Genomic DNA, 20052 nt, shown 5'->3' on the forward strand with positions numbered 1-20052 from the left:
TCCTTCAATGACAAATCCTTTCTTTTCGCGTTTCCGTCAATGGCAAGAGAAACTCGCGATTCCCAATCCTTGGGATAAAGTCATTATAGGGATACTCAACCTACTGCTCACCATTCCTGTTTTTTTAATTTTACATCAAAATCTCAAAGATCCTGAATGGCCATTAGCGATTGATCGCGTAGGACTATTAGTGCTTATTTTAGCAGTATTTCAATGGATTTTAGTGCGACTTCGTAAAGTAATTTTCATAAGCATTGCGGGCTATCTTCTTTTTTTGATTTGGGGTACTGCGGTGGGGGGTTACGGATTCCAAAATGTATTTGAAGAGTATCAATCGATGCTCTATGCTATGGAGGAAAGCCCATTCCCACAAGATATTGTAATCGATCGATTGCTTCCCTTTCCAAACAAGTCCAAAATCATCAAAGCCATAGATTATGACCATCCGCAAGTTCGAAACTTTGCCCTCAAAGCGATCAACACCCATTTTAAATCGGTTCAAGGGTATCAGGATTATCAGACTCTCATTCAGTGTTTTGCTGTTTTTAAAGAAATCAACTCCCAGTGGAATTACGTTCACGATCCCGTAGGACATGAATACATTGCCCGCGCGGACGAATCGTTAAAATACCTTTCAGGGGATTGTGACGACCACTCGATTCTCATGGCGGCAGCAGTTAAATCCATTGGAGGCATTCCGCGATTGATTCATACCCCGGGCCATATTTACCCTGAATTGTATATCGGCACGCGTAAAGACATGGAAACCGTAAATTATTTGATTAAAAAAGTACTTTTCCCCAACGAAAGTCAGCACAAAGCCGTGCATTATCACATCGACGAACGGGGCAATGTATGGTTAAACTTGGATTATACCGCCAAATATCCGGGTGGCCCTTTTATGAAAGAAGAAATTTTAAGTGCTTTGACGTTGAATTAAATGGTCTCGGGTAAAATATTTAGTATATTAGCCCTATAAATACGAAACAATGCGCAAATTAGCTATACTCCTGCTTCTCTTTAGTTTTGGTTTTTCTTGGGCACAAGAACAAACCTCACCCATGGTAAATAAGAAAAATGAATTTCGTGTCGATGTCCTTCAGGCCTTAGCGTATGGTAAAATTAGTGTAAGCTACGAGCGGTTTTTTGAGGGTAGCTTCTCTGTTGGCGTCAACGGTAATTTCTCAAATAGTACACGAATAGAGGACGATTACAACAACGGTTTTCGAAACAATATTCCGCGGTATGAAATTAACCCTTATGTACGCTATGCCCTTTCTAAGAGTAAAGCGCGGTATTATTTTGCCGAAATTTTTGCTTCAGCCAATGGAGGTGATTTTAAGGAAATTGTGCGGGAAAACAGCGGTGGTAATGGATTTTACACCATCAAAGAAACCCAATACAATGATTTTGCTTTAGGAGGTAGTTTGGGATATAAAATGTATTTCAAAGACGCTTTTGCGCTGGAGGTACTCGTCGGATTTGGTTCCAATCTCACCAACAAAGAAATGAGTCCCGATGTGATTAGTCGCGTAGGAATTAATTTAGGGTATCGTTTTTAATGTTCAATGTCATGAAAAAAAATGTTTTACTATTTCTAGGTCTTTTTGTGGTTAGCTTCAGTAGTTGTGATACCAACGACGATGATTTTTACAATACTGAATATGTTCGTGTAAATGGATTAGTCACTATTGAAACCCAAGCTAGTTACGCTGTGGGTGATAAAATTACCGTGAATTGTGTGGTAGATCGTTTGGTCAATGAGCTGGGTCAAAGTACACCGTTGGACATTCGAAAAACAACCAACAATGCGCCTTCCTTAACGTTTTCATATGTTTTAGAAAAACAAAATGGTTCCGAATGGGTTCCCGTTTCGGTTCCAGCGAATCAAATGGAGGTAAGCAGTGGACAACTCCAAAATCTTGGCTTTTATTTGGCGACAGCACCCTATGATACTGTGCAAGACGCCTATGTTTTTAGAGCCGGCTTACCCTTGTTGAGTTCGGGAACTTACCGTTTAAGTTATGGGTATAACAGTGAAGAAACAGATGTCATTGAATTGCGCTCCAATTCAGCTTCTGATGCGATTACTTTACTAATTTACACTACGTCAAATGCCTTAAATAATAGCGGCTTTTACACCTTTACCGTCAACTAATTACCATTTAATTTCTTGATTGTGATGCTCTACTAAATAAGCATTTGTTTGACTAAAATGGCGATTTCCAAACCAAAGTCCCCGATTGGCACTGAGTGGCGAAGGGTGCCCCGATTCGAGGACCAAATGACGTGATCGGTCGATCCATTTCCCTTTTTTTTGCGCATAACTCCCCCATAGTAGAAAAACTAAATTGTGTTTTTCATTGGCAAGTTTTTGAATTACCGCATCCGTAAATTGCTCCCAACCTTTTTGCTGATGGCTTCCTGCTTCATGCGCACGAACGGTCAGAATCGCATTCAACAATAGAACACCTTGGGTCGCCCAATGCTGAAGACAGCCCGACTGTGGGTAAGGAATGCCTAAATCGGATTCTAATTCTTTAAAAATGTTGTGCAACGAAGGTGGAAACGGAACGGCATCCGGAACAGAAAACGACAATCCATGCGCTTGCCCCAATCCGTGATAGGGATCTTGGCCGATGATAACCACTTTGGTGGAGTCGAATGAACATTGGTCTAAGGCCGCAAAAATTTGTGCAGCTGGCGGAAAGCAAGGGTGATGCTTGTACTCTGCGGTTACAAAACGGTTTAAATCTTGGAAATACGGTTTGTCAATCTCATCTTTCAGCAAAATAGACCACGTAGACGGTAAGCACAACATTTCTTAATTTTTTATCAAAAATACGGAAAAAGTAAAGGATAGGCACGGTTGACTTTGTACCTTTGATGGGTTGAATTTTATTATGATTGCAATTACAGAAAAAACGCGAAAAGATCTCGAATTTCACACCGTTTTGGAAACTATTTCCCAGTACTGTGTCACTGAATTAGGACTGGAAAAGGCGCAACAAATAGCCCCTTTTTCACACAAAGATCAGTTGATGGCTGCATTGCACCAAACTTCGGAGTATGTTTCCTCGTTTTCCAACAACAATGCAATACCCAACCATGGGTTTGACACCATTTCGTCCGACATACAACTGCTCTCTATTGAGGATAGTTTCCTTGAAGTGGAGAGCTTTCGTAAAATCGCCACTATTTCAGAAACGGTCAATACCCATTTACTCTTTTTAAAAAAATTCAACACCTACTATCCTTCGCTGCATCTTTTGGCTTCTGAAGTCGAGTTCACCAAAGTCATTATTCAAAAAATAGAAGCTGTTATTGACAAATATGGAGTTATTCGCGACAATGCTTCTCCCGATTTGGTCAATATCCGTCGGAATATCAACATGGTGCGCGGCAAAGTAAACCAAAGTTTTGGACAAGCGCTAGTGCATTACCAAAGTTTGGGGTATTTGGACGATATTAAAGAAACGGTTGTTGAAAACCGTAGGGTATTGGCCGTCTTAGCCATGTACCGACGTAAAGTCAAGGGGTCCATTATGGGCAGTTCCAAGACAGGAAGTATTGCCTACATTGAGCCCGAAGCGACACTGAAGTATAGCCGCGAACTGAATCAATATGAATACGAAGAACGGGAAGAAATCATTCGCATTTTAAAACGACTTACCTTCGAGATTCGTCCTTTTGCTGAATTGCTCCACCAATACCAAGATTATTTAAGTACCATCGATGTCATTCATGCGAAAGCCCGCTATGCGCAGCTCATTCAAGGGGTACTTCCCACGATCACCGAGGAAAAAAGAATTTTTCTTCGGGAGGCTTACCATCCGATTTTGTATGTGACCAATAAGCGGAAAAATGAAGTTACCTATCCGCAAACCCTAGAATTAACCCAAGACAATCGTATTATTGTGATTTCTGGGCCCAACGCCGGAGGAAAAACGATTGCTTTGAAAACGGTGGGACTATTGCAATTGATGTTGCAATCGGGCATTCTTATTCCGGTGCATGAACGAAGCGAAACCTTTTTGTTTGACCGTATCTTAACCGACATTGGAGACAATCAATCGATTGAAAATCATTTGAGTACCTACAGTTATCGGTTAAAAAACATGAATTACTTTTTAAAAAAATGCAATGCCAAAACCTTGTTTCTCATTGATGAGTTTGGAACAGGCTCCGATCCTGATTTAGGAGGCGCGTTGGCTGAAGTGTTTTTAGAAGAATTTTACCATCGGGAAGCCTTTGGGATTATCACCACCCACTATACCAATTTAAAGATTCTAGCCAACGAATTGCCTTGTGCTACCAACGCCAATATGTTGTTTGACGAGCAATCGTTGGAGCCGCTCTACAAATTACATCTCGGTCAGGCGGGGAGCAGTTTTACCTTTGAAGTGGCCCAAAAAAATGGCATTCCTTATGGATTGATCAATCGGGCAAAAAAGAAGGTAGAAGGCGAGAAAGTTCGCTTTGATAAAACCATTGCCAAACTTCAGAAAGAGCGTAGCCGTATGGAAAAAACATCGGAAAACCTTAAAGAAGAGGAAAGCAAAGCTCGGGAAGAAAGCAAACGATTGGAACAAACCAATAAGAAAATTCAGGAAAAATTGGAGCGCTATCAGGAAATGTATGATGCCAATCAAAGGTTGATTTATATGGGCCAGAAAATCGATGATATTGCGGAGAAATATTTTTCGGATAAAAATAAGAAAGTACTTATTGGAGATTTCCTCAAGTTGGTGGAGATAGAAAATTCGAAGCGAAAAAAAATCAGCGCCAAAGAGAAAAAACAAAAAGAAATCGTTCAAAAAAAGGTGGTTGCCGAATTGAATGTTGCCGTGGAATCCATTCGAACAGAAAAAAAAGAAAAGAAGATAAAGACCCAACAAGAAGCGAGCGCCAAACCCAAGATGGCCTTACAACTTGGAGATCGCGTTCGGATGACCGATGGGAAAGCGGTGGGTACTTTGGATAGTATTGAAAAAAATAAGGCTACGGTAAATTACGGTCTGTTCACGTCCAAAGTGAGTCTCGAAATGTTGGAATTTGTAGAACGCCCCAAGAAATGATTTCCCTCCCCGATTCTAAAAAACTCATTATCTACGATGGCCACTGTGTGCTGTGCGATTATTGGGTGCGGCTCCTTTTGCGTCATGATAAAAAAGAAGTGTTTTACTTTACGGAACTTCAATCTGAAACCGGAAAATCGCTTCAAAAGTATTTCGGATTAGAAAATCAAAAGGTAGACAGTATCATTTTGTATATCCCCAAAAAAGCGTATTATCTAAAATCCACCGCTATTTTTGAAATAATAAAATCACTTCCTTGGTACTTTTATGGGGCATTGATTTTTGCAATCCTTCCGCCAGCCATTACAGACAAGATGTATACGATCATTGCGAAAAATCGTTACCGATGGTTTGGACGAAAAGCGAGCTGCGGTTATATTGATGCTAGCCTCATGCATCGGTTTATATGACAATTATCACCTCTTCCCTTTTTTCAACGTCGTACCTTTGGGTATAATTTAAAATAGAAAAGAGATGCTTACTCGTATTTTACCTTTGTATTCATGGGACAACGGTGCTTTTGTTATGATTGTCATTTTCGGACTTGTCATTATTGGTTTAATTGGGGCTGTGCTATTAATGGCTTCGGGCTCTAAAAACAAAAAAGACTAAGCACAAAAGCTTAGTCTTTTTGTATCAAGTAAGATGTGTAATTAATAATTTATTGCTTGATAATTTTGTGAGATGCTGAACCATTTTCAGAAACAATATTTAAAATATAGGCACCTGGTGCTAAGTCAACCACATTGATTTGTGCTTGTGTTGCCGCTTCCATAGTAGCCGTTTTTACAACTCTACCGTTGATATCTGTAATGGTATATGATGTAAAAGCTGAAGGAGAATTTACATTGAAAACATCTGATGATGGATTAGGGTACACGCTCAATGAACCTTCAGAAGCGATTTCTGTTGTATTCAATAAAGTATCTGTGCTTGAAGCACGGACTACCAAGTTATCCATCACCATAGTTGTAGAATCTGAGTTTGGTGCAGCAGTAGTGTTTCCTGAGAAAGAAACAAAATCGATTTCAGCAGGATCAGTAGCAGTAGAACTTCCTACAACTCCAACACCTGCAGCAGCAATACCAGGCCCTTTGATAAGCACTTGACGCGTAGTCACATTATAAGAAACTCCAATTCTGCTCACCGTATTTGCAGGCAATTGAATACCAGGTGCAGCCGCTAAACTGTAGTTATAATTCCCAACAGGATTACCTGTAGGGGTAGAATAAGCAACTAAAAACAACTCACGGGTTGCTGCACGAACTACAAAACCACCAAGCACTCGGTCTCCCGCGGCATTAAAAATGTATACACCAAAAGTGTTACGGCTGGTAGAAGTTCCGTCACCGGGATTGATATCTACCTCCATTTCAATAATGTTATTTCCAGAAGTACGGGTAGCCCATATCGCAGGAAAACCATCTTGCCACATGAAACGTGAGCCTTTATCACCATCAGGACCTTCTAGAGAAAGTGCCAAATCACCAGCATTCACTGATACAATTTGAGCATTGGTAACAGCAGCATTTGTTGATGTTGTAGGAGCTGTACCGTTTGAAGCAAAAAAGAAATAATCTCCTTGACCAGGGGTAGCGCCAGTAATATTATCACTAACATTTCCTACCGTTAATGTATTAAAGTTTTCCGTCAACAAGACTTGCGCTTGAAGTGCCACGGGTAACATAAAAACAGCGAGTAATACTTTTTTCATTGATTTATTTTTAAGTTTTTCCAAATTTAGGAAAAAGTCTTCAGAACTTGGACTATCCTTAACATTTTTTTATTTCTCCCACTTCCCTACTACACTTGTTGCAAGCGCATTACCCAATACGTTGGTCGCACTACGAAACATATCGCAAAAATGATCGATGGGTAGAATTAAAGCAATTCCCTCGACCGGAATATCAAACATGCCGCAAGTGGCCGCCACTACGACCAAACTGGCACGAGGCACCCCTGCAATCCCTTTACTTGTAAGCATCAACACCAAAAGCATCGTCATTTGTGTGGGTAAATCAATATGCATACCCGAGGCTTGGGCGATAAACAAACTGGCAAAAGTCATATACATCATACTGCCATCCAAATTGAAAGAATAGCCCAGCGGCAACATAAATGAGACAATCCTATCTTTTACGCCAAAACGTTCTAACTCTTCTGTTAATTTAGGAAAAACCGCTTCCGAACTCGTAGTCCCAAAGGCAATAGCCAATGGAGAGGTAATACGTTGCAAAAGCTCCTTTAATCTATGGCGTAAAAATAGATATCCTACAACCAACAACAATAGCCAAAGTGACCCAATACCGACGAGAAAAGCAGCCAAAAACTTGGTATAGGTAAACAATAAATCTCCCAAATCTTTTGTAGCAAATACGGCAGCAATCGCACCAAAAACTCCAAAAGGAGCAAACTTCATCACATAATTAACCATTTTCAAAATGATATGAGCGACTTTATCCAAAACCTTAATTACGGGTTCTGTATACGACCCCATAGAGGCAGCAGCGAGACCAAAAAAGATTGAAAATACAACGATTTGCAAAATTTCATTGGTAGCCATCGCTTCAAAAATACTTTTGGGAATGATGTGTTCAATAAAATGTTGCGCCGAGAAATCTTGGGTTTTTTGGGTAACTTCTTGTGCCGCCTCGTGGTCAACATCGATCAATTGGATGCCGACTCCGGGTTCAAAAAAATTCACCCAAAACATGCCAATAAGCAACGAAATCAATGAAGCGGAAAAAAACCAACCCATGGCTCTTCCACCGATTCGTCCCACCGATTTTAGGTCGCCTAACTTCGCGATCCCCACCACCAAAGTGGTAAATACCAAAGGCGCAATAATCATTTGTACCAGACGAATAAATATGGTCGCCAACATTTTTATGTAACCACTGAAAGACGTTGCAAAGCTTGTGCTCGTGTTATCGTGAATATAAACCCCTAGTCCCATACCGAGAATTAAGGCGATAAAAATTTGAACCGTGAGGTTGGATAACCATGATTTTTTTACTGTTTCCATGCAATATTATTTGCCTTGATAGGCATTGTGAATTAAAGAAAAATCGGCTAAAACTAAGGCTGCCATTGCCTCAACGATAGGAACTGCACGAGGCACCACACAAGGATCGTGGCGTCCTTTACCCTGTTGGACTTCAATACGACCATCGGCGGTAAGCACCTCTTGCTCTTGAATCAAAGTGGCGACGGGCTTAAAAGCAACTCTAAAATAAATATCCATTCCGTTGGAGATTCCTCCCTGAATACCTCCAGACAAATTGGTCAATGTTGTCCCATCATTGGCATAACGGTCGTTGTGTGTACTTCCTTTCATTCGCGCTCCACAAAATCCACTACCGTATTCAAACCCTTTTACGGCATTGATCGACAGCATGGCTTTTCCAAGTTGCGCATGTAATTTATCAAAAACGGGTTCTCCCCACCCAACAGGTACATTCTGAATAACACAAGTAACGGTACCGCCAATGGTATCGCCCTCTTTACGAATTTCTTTAATTAGAGCTTCCATTTGGGCTGCTGTTTCCGGGTCGGGACAACGTACAGGATTGGATTCGGTAAGTGAAAAATCTAAGGCTTGGTAAGGTTTTTCCAAAAATATATCGCCTACAGAGGAAACAAAAGCATTTATTTTTACGTTTGGAAGCATTTGTTTGGCTAGCGCACCTGCCACAACGCGGCATGCTGTTTCACGAGCTGAACTACGCCCTCCCCCTCTGTAATCGCGAATTCCATATTTTTTTTCATAGACATAATCGGCATGACTCGGACGAAAAGAATTCTCCAAATGACTGTAGTCCGCCGATTTTTGATTCGTATTGGGAATCATAAAGCCGATAGGAGTTCCCGTGGTTTTTCCTTCAAAAATACCCGATAAAAATTGAACTTCATCGGCTTCTTTTCGTTGGGTCACGATGGCCGATTGTCCGGGCTTTCTTCGCTGCATTTCGATTTGAATAGCCTCAAAATCTAGGGTAATTCCCGCAGGAAAACCTTCAATAATACCTCCTAAAGCAGTACCGTGCGATTCGCCAAATGTTGTCAGCGTCAATAAAGTTCCAAAAGTATTTCCAGCCATAGATGCAATTTGAACAAATATAAAACTTAATTTTGGCATGGACTTTTGATTCAAGCACAAAATTTTTTTTTAAAAACTCTAATGTAAACATACTAAAGTCTTTATTTTACGGTTTGTAAAAGAACACGCTCTAATTTGTTTAACTAAATTTTGTAACTATGAAAAAAATGCTGTTCATGTTCGCTTTGCTGGGAGGCGCCTATTTTGCCCAAGCACAAGACATTTCTAAACACGCTTTGGGACTTCGTTTGGGAGACAACGACGGATTTGGTGGAGAAATCTCATACCAAAGAGGATTGTCCAAAAACAACCGTCTAGAATTTGACCTAGGATGGCGTAACAGCAATAATGTTGATGCGTTTAAATTAACAGGACTTTACCAGTGGGTGTGGGAAATTGATAACGGATTCAATTGGTATGCCGGTGTTGGTGGTGGTTTAGGAAGTTGGAGCTTTGATAAAAATGGCGTTTCCGATAATGGAACATTTTTATTTGCGGCGGGGAATATTGGTATAGAATACAATTTTGACATTCCGTTGCAATTATCTTTGGATTTCCGTCCAGAAATTTATTCGAATTCAAGTGATTTCCGAGACGAAAATTTTGGTCCCGATATCGCTTTAGGAATACGTTACCGATTCTAACGATAAACAGTAAATCCCGGTTACTTGCCGGGATTTATTATTTGTATGTCGATTGGTTTTTTACTTTTTATTTTCAACACAAAATTAGGCGTCGTTATCGCCGTAGTTGCCATCCCTTTTGGGGGAATTTCGCGAATAACTACTTCGACTTTATCTTTCAATATTTTTACTTTTTCCACCTTTATCGACCAACCACCCGTAGGCTTTTCACCCAAATTAACCAAAATAAAATTGTTATCCTGAATATCGTTTGGTTTTAAATACGGGCTAATAATGGGATCTTTTAGCAACATTTGGTATTCACTTTCTTCGGTAATCATTTCAAAAAACTGAAAAGAAGCTCCATCATAGTCCCTGCCAAATAAAATATCATAGGCCGTATAACTAGATTCAGGCGGCAAGGTCGATTTACAAGCGGTGAGCAAAAAAAGGCTACTTACTAAAAAAAGGATTCTTTTCATGATTTTCGGAGGGCTTCATGGTACAATTTTTCGTATTGGGGTAAAATCAGCGCAATGTCGAATTGTTGGGCCACTTCGAGCGCTTGTTTCTTAAACGTAGCCAACGTCTCATTATTGTTGAGAATTGCAATCGCGTCTTTGGCCATAGCATCAATATCGCCTACGGGAGCCAAATAACCGGATACGCCTTGCACATTAACTTCAGGCAATCCTCCCGTGTTACTGGAAATCACCGGCACACTCCACGCCATTGCCTCAAGCGCTGCCAAGCCAAAACTTTCTGTTTCGGAAGGAAGTAAAAACAAATCGGAATAGGACAAGATACTATCGATTTCGTTGCTATTCCCAAAGAAAATCACCTTATCGACAATGCCCAATTCTTCACACAATCGTTCCGCGGGTAGTCGCTCGGGACCATCCCCTACTAACATTAACTTGGAAGGTATGGTTTGTTGAATTTTATAAAAAATTTTAACGACATCGGGAATGCGCTTTACCTTCCTAAAATTACTGATATGGGTAATAATTCGCTCTTCTTTTTTTGCCATCACCGAACGTTGGCAAGCAATATGATTTTCATTGCGATGTTTTTCCAATTCAATAAAATTGGGAATCACATGAATTTCATTTTTTACATCAAAGAGCCGGTAAGTCTCCTCTTTCAAATCCTGGGAAACAGCGGTCACAATATCCGATTTATTAATACTAAAACTCACCGCCGTTTTATAATTAGGATGCTTACCTACCAAAGTGATGTCTGTGCCGTGAAGCGTGGTAACCATAGGAATATGGATCCCTTGGTCGCGCAACATTTGTTGTGCCATATATCCTGCATACGCGTGCGGAATGGCATAATGCACATGCAATAATTCGATTTTGTGTAGCTTTACCATGTCGACCAACTTACTGGACAACGCCAATTCGTAGGGTTGGTAATGAAACAGCGGGTATTCAGGCACATTAACTTCATGATAATGCACGTTGGGGTTCAGTAATGCTAAACGAACAGGTTGTCGGTAGGTGATAAAATGAATTTCATGACCTTTTCGGGCCAATTCCAAACCCAATTCTGTGGCAACTACACCACTTCCCCCAAAGGTTGGGTAACATACAATTGCAATTTTCATATCGTTGAAATGCAGCGTAAACTTTTCCCCAAAAAGCAAAACAGCCTATATCAGCGACTTACTTTTTTTTTGAAGGATTTCATCTGCTCAACGAATTTACCAAAAAAATCATGCGAAAAACACAACGCCAATAATTAAAATTATCGATCTAAAATGGCTTCTTGAATAATTTTTTGAATCTCCTCTCGGATGTTTTCTTTCGACAACTTATTGGGCGCATTACTATCGGGGAAAGTTCGGTTGGAAAGAAACACATAAACGATTTCACTTTCTGGATCGGCCCACACCATGGTGCCTGTAAATCCCGTGTGGCCAAAGCTTTGCATCGAAACACATCCACACGTTGGCCCTTCTTTTCCCAATTGGGGTTTGTCAAAACCTAATCCTCTGCGATTTCCTTCGGCGCAGTAATGACAGGTGTTAAAAGTTGTAAAGGTTTCGGGTGAAAAATATTGAATCCCCCCATAATTCCCGCGTTGCAAATACAACTGCATCATTTTGGCCATGTCCAAACTATTCGAAAATAAACCCGCATGTCCTGCCACGCCTCCCATCATAGCCGCGGCCATATCGTGCACATACCCTTGAATCCAAGTATGACGAAAATAATTGTCAATTTCGGTGGGTGCAATACTGGAGGCATCAAATTTATGCAGCGGATTAAAGCGACTGTTGGAAAGTCCCATAGATTGGTAGAATTGGGATTGAATGGCTTCATCCAAAGGTTTACCCATCAATTTCTCTACGATACGTTGTAAAATGATAAAAGTAAAATCAGAGTATTTATATTCTTTTTGATCGATTAATTTACTGTCAAGAATTTGAGTAAACATTGATTCTTTGTACTCATTTTTCAAATATAGATTTTCAGAAACTTGAATCTCAAAACCGGGCTTTTGTCCCAAACTGTAATACTGCGGGAGGGGACATTTTTCGGCATCTAAGGTAGCTTTGTAAAAAGGAATCCACGCTTGAAGTCGGGCGTAATGCGACAATAGTTCTTTCAAGGTAATAAATTCTTTATTGGTTCCTTTCGTCTCTGGTAAGAGTTCCCCCAACGTTTGATCAAGTCGCAATTTACCCTGATCATACAATTGCATCACCAACGGTAAGGTCGCAGCGATTTTGGTCACAGAAGCCACATCATACAGGTCTGAAGCTTGAATTTTAGTCTGCGCTTCATAGGTTTGATTCCCATAAGCTTTATGAAAAATCACCTTACCTCGACGAGCTACTAATACTTGCATTCCTGGAGTCATTGCCCCGTCGATAGCTTTTTGAGCTACTTGATCGATGCGCGCTAGGGTTTTCGGACTCATTCCCACGTTTTCAGGGGCCGTAAATCCTAAACGATTGAGCGGGGTGAAATTAAATCCATGTCCTTCATGAAATTCAGCATTGATGGTAACAGGCAGCTTTCCTTTGGGTTCAACGGCTCCAAACAACACTTGTGCCGAAACCACTTGTGCAATTTCACTATTTTGATACGACACCACTACGGCTTCAATATTTTCATAGGAAGGAACCGCAGATAGCGCATAGGGTTTGACAAAACCATCCAAAATCACTTTGTTGGATTGGGCGATTTTATCCAACAGTTGAAGTTCTGTTTCCGAAAAATCATGTTTTCGCCATGCCCTATCGGACTTATGAAACCCGACAATGACTAAATCATAGGCTTTCAACCGAACATTTAAGGAGTCGGGATGACTTTCAACCACCTCGGTAACGTCGGTGTACTTACGAAGGGTTTGTAAAAAAGGACTGTTTTGATCGTCTCCTAATTTGACATAGGCAATTTTTTGACGTAAATCTTTAATCGGAAGAATATCGTCTTGGTTTTTGACCAAAGTTATGGCATTTTCATAGATTTGATAATGCAACGCCTCTTTAAATGGCGTAAACATGGCCTCTGAAATCCCTTTTTCTTCAACGATTTGGGGCTTCTGAAGTCCAATTTTGTATTTGAAGCGCAATATTTTTTTTACCGAATGGGCCAACCGATCTTCAGAAACCAAACCATTTTGGTAGGCCGTGGCAATATTTTCACTCGCCAAAGGAACATTTTCAGGAAAAAGTAAAATGTCGTTTCCGGCTAAAAATGCTTCCAAATCCAATTGTCCTGGCGCCATAAACTTGCTGGCGCCTTTCATGTTAAGTGCATCGGTAAAAATCAATCCTTCAAAGCCTAAATCTTCTTGCAGGAGATTGGTTACCACCGAATGCGATACTGAAGTTGGCCAACCGTCGCGGTGTTCCAAACTCGGTATGTTTAAGTGTGCCACCATCACCGAGACCAGTCCTTCATCAAACATCTTCTTGTAAGGATACAATTCTACGCGTTCAATGCGCTCTTTGTCAAACAACAATTGAGGCAATGCATGATGCGAGTCGGTAGCGGTATCGCCATGCCCCGGAAAATGTTTCCCCGTACAAAAGACACCTGTACTTTGAACCCCTTTCATTACTGCTACTGCATGGTCAGTGACATTGTGTTTTTCTTCACCAAAAGAGCGATGACCAATGATGGGATTTTTGGGATTGGTATTGATATCTAATACCGGAACAAAATTAAAATGACATCCAATACGTTTTGCTTCAAGCGCCATTTGACGTCCAACTTCTTCCAATAAGGCATAATCTTTAACAGCACCCAAGGTCATATTCCAAGGGTATTTGTAGGTAGAATCCAAACGCATATTCAGTCCCCACTCGGCATCAATCCCAATGAACAAAGGTATTTTGGATTGTTTTTGAAAACGATTGGTCAGTTTTGCTTGACGCACGGGTCCGCCTTGAAAAAAAATCAAGCCTCCAATCGATTCGTTTTTTATCAAACGATCCAAACTGTTCACATGAGCACTATCTTTGTTGGAATACGCGGCCACCATAAACAATTGCCCAATCCGTTCTTTCAATGTCATTTGATTGTATACACTATCGGCCCAACGCAGTTCAGCGGGAGTATCTTTAAAAAATGTTTTGCGATCGGCTTTGGCTACAGAAATATACACGTCATCGTCTTCCTCATGATGCGCATTGGGCTTGGGAAGCGAGCTCGTGTGGGTTTTCGTGGGGCTGTTTTTTACGGAGTTACATTGAACTGCGAATGCAACCGCGAAAAGCAAGAACAAAAATTTAGCGTAGTGTTGCATGGGATTGAATTAGAAAAAACGAGCATGCCAACTTTCAGCGGCGGGTACTTCCCAATGGGATTGCCACTCTTCTACTGTATTTACCAAATTATTAAATACAATGGTGTTGGGACCTACCGATTTTTCTTTGACCATTCTTTTGAAATCAAGCAAGGTTTTGTGCGTTATAAACTCTCCCTGACGGAAAGTGACATTCATTTTATCCAACAAATCTATTTGAAACTGTTGTTCAATTTGTTGAATTAAAGCCACAGAAGCATCTATAGAACAGCCTGTTGGTGCTTGCGCAGAAGCATTTACTGCCAATACAATGAATCGTTGATAAACGACTTTAAACGATGCTTCCAAAGCCGTACCGTGAGCCGACCATTGCTCCACAAAATGCAGCAATAACTGTTCGATTTCGGTTACTTCTTCCTCCGAAAGTTTGCGATTGGCGGGGTAAATCCATATTCGGGATTCCTCGGGTAATTGTTCAAAAGGAATGTACATATATTCTTCTTTTAGGGCCGTGGTGGGATCACGTTAAATTATATTGAAACATCGATTTGTTGGGGTTTTTGTGAAAAATTGTAGGGTGAAAAAATTGAGCTCACCATAAAATTTATCACCTTCGTCACTTACAAATCTTGGGCGTTGGCAATTAACTCTGCAATATCCAATACTTTAACTTCGCTCTCTTTTTCAAAATGCTTTACACCATCGGTCATCATGGTATTGCAGAAAGGACAACCCGCTGCAATTACCTCTGGCTTAGTCTCCAAAGCATCTTCGGTGCGTTCAATATTGACGTCTTTGTTACCTTGTTCAGGTTCTTTAAACATTTGAGCTCCACCAGCTCCACAGCATAAACCGTTGGCTCGTGAACGTTTCATTTCCACCAATTCGGCATCCAATTTTTCAATTAGCGTCCGAGGTGCTTCATACACATTATTGGCGCGACCCAAGTAACAAGGGTCGTGAAATGTAATGCGTTTTCCTTTATAGGTACCTCCTTCAATTTTTAAACGCCCTTCATCCAATAAGGATTTGAGAAATTGAGTGTGGTGAATAACTTCATATTGTCCCCCCAATTCAGGATATTCATTTTTCAGCGTATTGAAACAATGAGGACAAGCGGTAACGATTTTTTTTGCCTCATACGCATTCAAAACCTGAATATTCATCATGGCTTGCATTTGAAACAAAAACTCATTTCCTGCACGCTTCGCTGGATCGCCAGTACAGGATTCTTCTGTCCCTAATACCGCGAACGATACATTTGCATTGTTCAAAATTTTGACGAATGCTTTGGTAATTCGCTTGGCACGATCGTCAAAGCTCCCAGCGCAACCTACCCAAAAAACTACTTCAGGTTGTTGTCCTTGCGCCATCATCTCGGCCATTGTCGGTACATTTAAAATTTCAGCCATAGTTCAATTCGTTTGAAAATATTCTAACTATTCATGTTTCCCATCGTCAAAAACTTGGATGGTGACTTCTTTTTCAATTAAATCGGTAAACTTCCCACGGTAGCGGGTCGCCTTTACCAAGTGGTTGTCAATCCAGTGGTAGTTTCCTCCACGGGGTTTTCCAAATAAAATACCGTGGTACTTGAAACCGTGTTGTTTTAACCAGGTTTCGGTATACGCACGATGGGCTTCGGTACGGGAGGTAAAGAAAAAAATCACATGACCTTCGTCGTACCATTTGTTGAGCGTAATCAAGGCATCGGGATAAACTTCTGCGGTCAACATACGCTCGGGTTCTTCATTTGGAATGTCATCGCAAATGGTTCCATCAATATCGATGAGGTAATTTTTGATGCCTTCCGGTAAAATAGGGCTTAGGTGCTGTCCATTTTCAGTGACAGACTGTAAAGACTTTTCAATGTCTTCTGATTTCATGATTTCAAATTTTTGATTAGTTGCATTTTTTCCGTTCCATTCCCGCCCTCACCTTAGGAATAGTTCGGATATTGTTTGATGCCTTGCATCGCGTTACTCACTTTTCCAATTCAAACGGTCCATTTGGTTGTATTGCCATGGCGCACCGTTGTTTTCAATATTCGTCATCATTGCATTGAGCGATTGTGGTGCGGCACTTTGCTCCATAACCAAATAGCGTCGCATGTCCATGATGATTGATAACGGACTAATATTAACGGGGCACTCTTCTACACAAGCATTGCAAGAAGTACAAGCCCAAAGTTCTTCGGTGGTGATATAATCATTCAACAACGATTTGTTATCGGGAATGAATACCCCTTTGTTGGCATCAATGTTTCGACTTACTTCTTCCAAACGATCGCGGGTATCCATCATGATTTTTCGGGGAGACAATTTTTTACCCGTTTGATTTGCTGGACATGAAGAAGTACAACGTCCACATTCGGTACAGGTATAGGCATTGAGCAACTGCACCCAATTTAAATCCATAACATCGCTGGCCCCGAATTTTGCAGGAACCGCATCGGTTGAAGCTTGAGCAGCAAAAGGATCGGCATTGGGATCCATCATCAATTGCACTTCACGGGTAACACTCTCCAGATTATCAATTTTACCTTTAGCATTCAGGTCGGCATAATAAGTATTGGGGAAAGCCAATAGGATGTGTAAATGTTTGGAGTAATACAAGTAGTTTAAGAAAATCAAAATACCTACAATGTGCATCCACCAAAATGTTCGCTCCAACAACACTACCGTACCTTCATTTAATCCGTCGAAAATGGGACTGATAAAGTGACTTACTGGAAACGAACCTGCACTGACATAATGTGAAACGCCTGCTTGCTGCAACCAAAAATCGGATGCATTCATCAGCAGAAACAGTGACATTAATACAATTTCAAAATACAAAATAATATTGGCATCACTTCTGGGCTTCCCATTCAAATCTGTACTCGCAAATCGCCCGAGCTTCAATACATTTCGTCGTGCCCAAAACACCACTACGGCCACCAAAACGAGCACTGCCAATACTTCAAAAGAACCGATTAGGAAACTGTAAAACCCGCCCATGAAAGCAAATACACGGTGGGTTCCAAAGAGTCCGTCGATAACAATCTCGAGCATTTCAATATTGATGATCACAAATCCCACGTAAACCAAAATGTGCATGATTCCTGAAACAGGGCGTTTCACCATTTTGGACTGTCCCAAGGCTATCATCAACATGTTATTCCAGCGCGCTTTAGGATTATCGGTACGATTGACCGCTTGTCCTAACTTGATGTTACGCATTAACTTTTTGACATTGAGCGCAAAATACCCTACGCCAAGCGCCAGTACAACCGCAAAGAAAATATTATCCAAATATGCCATCGTCTCTTATTTTTTTATCGTATCGGCCACAGGAGCCACATACGGTTTATTTTTTTTACCAAACAGGGACACGTTTACATAACGCGTCGGATTTAAACGCAAATCTTGCAACAACAATTCCAATTCTTTGGACGTTTTGGTGAAATTAGCATACAATTGCTCATCTTTCATTAATTTGCCCATGGTCCCTTTACCCGCTTCCATTTGTTGCAATAGAAGATTTACATTTTTGAGGGTTTCATCCAATTTAGCTACGGTTTCTGTCCAATTTGCTTTGGCTAGATCTTCGGAGATTTTGACAAAATTAGCCGAAGCTTTATCCGCATTGGTGAGCGTTCCTTTGATATTTTTTTGGTTTTCTGCCAACATAGCATTAGTTTGCGCCCCAGCTTTTTGAAATTCGATTAGCATCGCATCGAGGTGGGCCAAACTTTGACGTAAATTTTCTTTGGTCGAAGCATCCATCACTTGATTGATGTTTTCCATCATAGCATTGGTATTGTCTAACAATTTCAACACTTTTACTTTCAAGGGTTCAATTTGACGTGCAATTTCTTCGGTAAGACCCAATTTGGTTGCCGGTACCAATTGTCCACCGTCGGGCACTAAATTCCCAGATGTAGCCGGTATAATAGCAATTTGTTTTCCCCCTATCGGACTCGGCGCATAGATTTCGGCTTTGCTACCTTCTTTTATGGGAAAATCGGTATTGATTTGCAATTCTACTGTGATTTTTGCCGTTTCATTGTCTAAGGTCACTGCACTTACCTTCCCGATGGTTAACCCGTTGATTGTAACAGGGGCCGATTTTTCCAATCCTTCCACATTATCATACACCACATACAAAACGCGTTGTTTACTCAATATGTCTTTGCCCTTCAAAAAGCTATAGCCCCATATAAAAAGGAGTATAGAGGCAATGACGAGTATGGCTGTTTTTAATTCCCTTGTTAGTTTCAAAATCAACTATTTTTTACGCTGCAAATTTATAATTTTATTTCATAGCTTCTTGCACTGAAACGCTCTTTCCATCTTTAAATGCAATTACAAATGCTTGGGTATACCCTTTGGATTTGGCTTCTTGCAATAACTTCTTGGCTTCTTCATAATTGGCCGTTTGTCCATAGGTATATTTGTACATTCCCGCAGGGGTTTGTGTTACTTCAATATTTTTCAATCCATTAAAATTTGACGGAACTGTTTCCAATTTCTTGGCACTTGCTGAAATTTGAACTTTAAAAACAACCCCTTTGGTGACAGGTTTGTCCGCCAATTTTGGTTCTGTTTTCTTGATAACGGTGTCTTTTTTTGAGGGCGATGGTGGCACAGGCAATTCCTCTACCCGTTGAGAAGGTTTTACGGAATCAGAATTGTCTTCCCCGTCAAAATGATCTTTTTTATAACTTAAAATCGCTTTGTAAATCGCATCCGCAATTTCATTTTGTCCTTCTTCTGAATCCAAACGTGCACCTTCAACCGGATTGGAAACAAATCCCGTTTCAATCAACACTCGAGGCATATAGGCTTTATGCAACACCATGTAAGGCGCTTGTTTTACGCCTCCCCCACGGCTTTTTTTGCCTAACATTTTCACGAAATTATCCTGAATTTTTGCCGCTAGAGCGATACTGTTCTCCAAAAACTCTTCTTGCATTAGCATCATGCCTAGCATTGTTTCGGGTTTTCGCGGATCGTATCCTTCGTATTTTTGTTTGTAATCCTTTTCTAAGGTAATTACTGCGTTCTCTCGTTTGGCCGCTTCCAAGTTAGACGCATTTTTAGACATACCCATCACATACGTTTCGGTTCCATCGGCTGCGGGATTCTTATTGGCATTACAGTGGATTGAGACAAATATGCTAGCGTCTGCACGGTTGGCAATGTTTGCACGTTCAATCAAATCAATAAACACATCCGTTTTTCGGGTATAAATCACTTCAATACCATTGTGTTTCTCTAGCAATTTTCCTACTTTTAGAACAATTGCCAAATTGATATTTTTCTCAATATGTCCATTATAAACGGCTCCAAAATCGTGGTCGCCATGCCCTGCATCAAGGGCCACTTTAAATTTCGACGTTTGAGCCACTAGACCATTGAGGGTTAAACCAAAACAAAAAAACACCAATATCGCTCGCGCTAAGGATTGACTCATAATTCTAATCGTTAATTTTAATTAAATCCGT

At 40.7% G+C, this 20052-nt stretch carries 20 protein-coding genes; 7 read left to right on the plus strand and 13 right to left on the minus strand.

Going from position 1 to position 20052, the window contains the following annotated elements:
- Window positions 1–7 precede the first annotated feature (7 nt).
- From BUC17_RS05160 to BUC17_RS05170, 3 genes are read left to right on the plus strand one after another with little or no spacing between them, the layout of a single operon-like run.
- The gene (locus tag BUC17_RS05160; protein ID WP_073362311.1) at window positions 8–940 is read left to right on the plus strand and encodes a transglutaminase-like domain-containing protein; all 933 of its coding nucleotides are present in this window, start codon (window positions 8–10) and stop codon (window positions 938–940) included.
- Between the two features lie 49 nt (window positions 941–989).
- On the plus strand, window positions 990–1562 hold the full coding sequence (locus BUC17_RS05165) for a DUF3575 domain-containing protein (RefSeq protein WP_073362313.1): 573 nt from the start codon (window positions 990–992) through the stop codon (window positions 1560–1562).
- 11 nt (window positions 1563–1573) lie between these two features.
- On the plus strand, window positions 1574–2158 hold the full coding sequence (locus BUC17_RS05170) for a hypothetical protein (RefSeq protein WP_143161717.1): 585 nt from the start codon (window positions 1574–1576) through the stop codon (window positions 2156–2158).
- Here BUC17_RS05170 and ung read toward each other — a convergent pair whose 3' ends face one another.
- Window positions 2159–2821, minus strand: a complete 663-nt coding sequence (gene ung, locus BUC17_RS05175; RefSeq protein ID WP_073362317.1) for a uracil-DNA glycosylase — start codon at window positions 2819–2821, stop codon at window positions 2159–2161.
- A gap of 82 nt (window positions 2822–2903) precedes the next feature.
- On the opposite strand from ung, the gene BUC17_RS05180 reads away from it, so the two are divergent.
- The 3 genes from BUC17_RS05180 to BUC17_RS14150 all read left to right on the plus strand — a co-directional run bounded on the left by BUC17_RS05180 (window position 2904) and on the right by BUC17_RS14150 (window position 5690).
- Window positions 2904–5078 carry an endonuclease MutS2 gene (locus tag BUC17_RS05180; RefSeq protein ID WP_073362319.1) on the plus strand — a complete coding sequence of 725 codons (2175 nt, stop codon included), beginning with the start codon at window positions 2904–2906 and terminating at the stop codon, window positions 5076–5078.
- Complete coding sequence (locus BUC17_RS05185) at window positions 5075–5488, plus strand: thiol-disulfide oxidoreductase DCC family protein (RefSeq protein WP_073362320.1); 414 nt, start codon at window positions 5075–5077, stop codon at window positions 5486–5488. The genes BUC17_RS05180 and BUC17_RS05185 overlap by 4 nt, the downstream gene beginning before the upstream one ends.
- Before the next feature lie 64 nt (window positions 5489–5552).
- On the plus strand, window positions 5553–5690 hold the full coding sequence (locus BUC17_RS14150) for a hypothetical protein (protein ID WP_200798321.1): 138 nt from the start codon (window positions 5553–5555) through the stop codon (window positions 5688–5690).
- A 49-nt stretch (window positions 5691–5739) separates the two neighbouring features.
- On the opposite strand, the gene BUC17_RS05190 is transcribed toward BUC17_RS14150, so the two are convergent.
- The 3 genes from BUC17_RS05190 to aroC form a co-directional block, all read right to left on the minus strand.
- A complete protein-coding gene (locus BUC17_RS05190) occupies window positions 5740–6765 on the minus strand; it encodes a T9SS type A sorting domain-containing protein (protein ID WP_159433927.1) in 1026 nt (341 codons plus the stop codon).
- 96 nt (window positions 6766–6861) lie between these two features.
- Complete coding sequence (locus BUC17_RS05195) at window positions 6862–8103, minus strand: dicarboxylate/amino acid:cation symporter (protein WP_073362324.1); 1242 nt, start codon at window positions 8101–8103, stop codon at window positions 6862–6864.
- Window positions 8104–8109: 6 nt separating this feature from the next.
- On the minus strand, window positions 8110–9177 hold the full coding sequence (gene aroC / locus BUC17_RS05200) for a chorismate synthase (RefSeq protein WP_073362450.1): 1068 nt from the start codon (window positions 9175–9177) through the stop codon (window positions 8110–8112).
- Between the two features lie 158 nt (window positions 9178–9335).
- Here aroC and BUC17_RS05205 point away from each other — a divergent pair, with 158 nt between their 5' ends.
- On the plus strand, window positions 9336–9821 hold the full coding sequence (locus BUC17_RS05205) for a porin family protein (protein ID WP_073362326.1): 486 nt from the start codon (window positions 9336–9338) through the stop codon (window positions 9819–9821).
- A gap of 20 nt (window positions 9822–9841) precedes the next feature.
- Here the strand turns inward: BUC17_RS05205 and BUC17_RS05210 are convergent, their stop codons facing one another.
- The 9 genes from BUC17_RS05210 to BUC17_RS05250 all read right to left on the minus strand — a co-directional run bounded on the left by BUC17_RS05210 (window position 9842) and on the right by BUC17_RS05250 (window position 20021).
- Window positions 9842–10282 carry a protease complex subunit PrcB family protein gene (locus tag BUC17_RS05210; protein ID WP_073362327.1) on the minus strand — a complete coding sequence of 147 codons (441 nt, stop codon included), beginning with the start codon at window positions 10280–10282 and terminating at the stop codon, window positions 9842–9844.
- Entirely contained in the window at window positions 10279–11409 is a 1131-nt protein-coding gene (gene bshA / locus BUC17_RS05215; RefSeq protein ID WP_073362329.1) for an N-acetyl-alpha-D-glucosaminyl L-malate synthase BshA, read from the minus strand. Before bshA ends, BUC17_RS05210 begins: the two co-directional genes overlap by 4 nt.
- Window positions 11410–11549: 140 nt before the next feature.
- On the minus strand, window positions 11550–14564 hold the full coding sequence (locus BUC17_RS05220) for a serine hydrolase domain-containing protein (RefSeq protein WP_073362331.1): 3015 nt from the start codon (window positions 14562–14564) through the stop codon (window positions 11550–11552).
- 9 nt (window positions 14565–14573) lie between these two features.
- On the minus strand, window positions 14574–15056 hold the full coding sequence (locus tag BUC17_RS05225) for an ABC transporter ATPase (RefSeq protein WP_073362333.1): 483 nt from the start codon (window positions 15054–15056) through the stop codon (window positions 14574–14576).
- 128 nt (window positions 15057–15184) lie between these two features.
- Entirely contained in the window at window positions 15185–15976 is a 792-nt protein-coding gene (locus tag BUC17_RS05230; RefSeq protein ID WP_073362335.1) for a (Fe-S)-binding protein, read from the minus strand.
- 27 nt (window positions 15977–16003) lie between these two features.
- Window positions 16004–16450, minus strand: coding sequence for an LNS2 domain-containing protein (locus BUC17_RS05235; RefSeq protein WP_073362337.1), 447 nt, complete (start codon window positions 16448–16450; stop codon window positions 16004–16006).
- Between the two features lie 93 nt (window positions 16451–16543).
- Window positions 16544–17866: a 4Fe-4S dicluster domain-containing protein gene (locus tag BUC17_RS05240; RefSeq protein WP_073362339.1), complete on the minus strand. Its 1323-nt coding sequence runs from the start codon at window positions 17864–17866 to the stop codon at window positions 16544–16546.
- 6 nt (window positions 17867–17872) lie between these two features.
- The gene (locus tag BUC17_RS05245; protein ID WP_073362452.1) at window positions 17873–18826 is read right to left on the minus strand and encodes an MlaD family protein; all 954 of its coding nucleotides are present in this window, start codon (window positions 18824–18826) and stop codon (window positions 17873–17875) included.
- Window positions 18827–18860: 34 nt separating this feature from the next.
- Window positions 18861–20021: an N-acetylmuramoyl-L-alanine amidase family protein gene (locus BUC17_RS05250; protein ID WP_073362341.1), complete on the minus strand. Its 1161-nt coding sequence runs from the start codon at window positions 20019–20021 to the stop codon at window positions 18861–18863.
- Window positions 20022–20052 lie beyond the last annotated feature (31 nt).

Source organism: Flavobacterium fontis, assembly GCF_900129405.1.
GTDB classification, from domain to species: Bacteria; Bacteroidota; Bacteroidia; order Flavobacteriales; family Flavobacteriaceae; genus Flavobacterium; species Flavobacterium fontis.

Bases quoted from the DNA above. Each gene is read 5' to 3' on its own strand.
- BUC17_RS05160 (WP_073362311.1), top strand. From the start codon at position 8: ATGACAAATCCTTTCTTTTCGCGTTTCCGTCAATGGCAAGAGAAACTC.
- BUC17_RS05165 (WP_073362313.1), top strand. From the start codon at position 990: ATGCGCAAATTAGCTATACTCCTGCTTCTCTTTAGTTTTGGTTTTTCT.
- BUC17_RS05170 (WP_143161717.1), top strand. From the start codon at position 1,574: ATGAAAAAAAATGTTTTACTATTTCTAGGTCTTTTTGTGGTTAGCTTC.
- ung (WP_073362317.1), bottom strand. From the start codon at position 2,821: ATGTTGTGCTTACCGTCTACGTGGTCTATTTTGCTGAAAGATGAGATT.
- BUC17_RS05180 (WP_073362319.1), top strand. From the start codon at position 2,904: ATGATTGCAATTACAGAAAAAACGCGAAAAGATCTCGAATTTCACACC.
- BUC17_RS05185 (WP_073362320.1), top strand. From the start codon at position 5,075: ATGATTTCCCTCCCCGATTCTAAAAAACTCATTATCTACGATGGCCAC.
- BUC17_RS14150 (WP_200798321.1), top strand. From the start codon at position 5,553: ATGCTTACTCGTATTTTACCTTTGTATTCATGGGACAACGGTGCTTTT.
- BUC17_RS05190 (WP_159433927.1), bottom strand. From the start codon at position 6,765: ATGTTACCCGTGGCACTTCAAGCGCAAGTCTTGTTGACGGAAAACTTT.
- BUC17_RS05195 (WP_073362324.1), bottom strand. From the start codon at position 8,103: ATGGAAACAGTAAAAAAATCATGGTTATCCAACCTCACGGTTCAAATT.
- aroC (WP_073362450.1), bottom strand. From the start codon at position 9,177: ATGGCTGGAAATACTTTTGGAACTTTATTGACGCTGACAACATTTGGC.
- BUC17_RS05205 (WP_073362326.1), top strand. From the start codon at position 9,336: ATGAAAAAAATGCTGTTCATGTTCGCTTTGCTGGGAGGCGCCTATTTT.
- BUC17_RS05210 (WP_073362327.1), bottom strand. From the start codon at position 10,282: ATGAAAAGAATCCTTTTTTTAGTAAGTAGCCTTTTTTTGCTCACCGCT.
- bshA (WP_073362329.1), bottom strand. From the start codon at position 11,409: ATGAAAATTGCAATTGTATGTTACCCAACCTTTGGGGGAAGTGGTGTA.
- BUC17_RS05220 (WP_073362331.1), bottom strand. From the start codon at position 14,564: ATGCAACACTACGCTAAATTTTTGTTCTTGCTTTTCGCGGTTGCATTC.
- BUC17_RS05225 (WP_073362333.1), bottom strand. From the start codon at position 15,056: ATGTACATTCCTTTTGAACAATTACCCGAGGAATCCCGAATATGGATT.
- BUC17_RS05230 (WP_073362335.1), bottom strand. From the start codon at position 15,976: ATGGCTGAAATTTTAAATGTACCGACAATGGCCGAGATGATGGCGCAA.
- BUC17_RS05235 (WP_073362337.1), bottom strand. From the start codon at position 16,450: ATGAAATCAGAAGACATTGAAAAGTCTTTACAGTCTGTCACTGAAAAT.
- BUC17_RS05240 (WP_073362339.1), bottom strand. From the start codon at position 17,866: ATGGCATATTTGGATAATATTTTCTTTGCGGTTGTACTGGCGCTTGGC.
- BUC17_RS05250 (WP_073362341.1), bottom strand. From the start codon at position 20,021: ATGAGTCAATCCTTAGCGCGAGCGATATTGGTGTTTTTTTGTTTTGGT.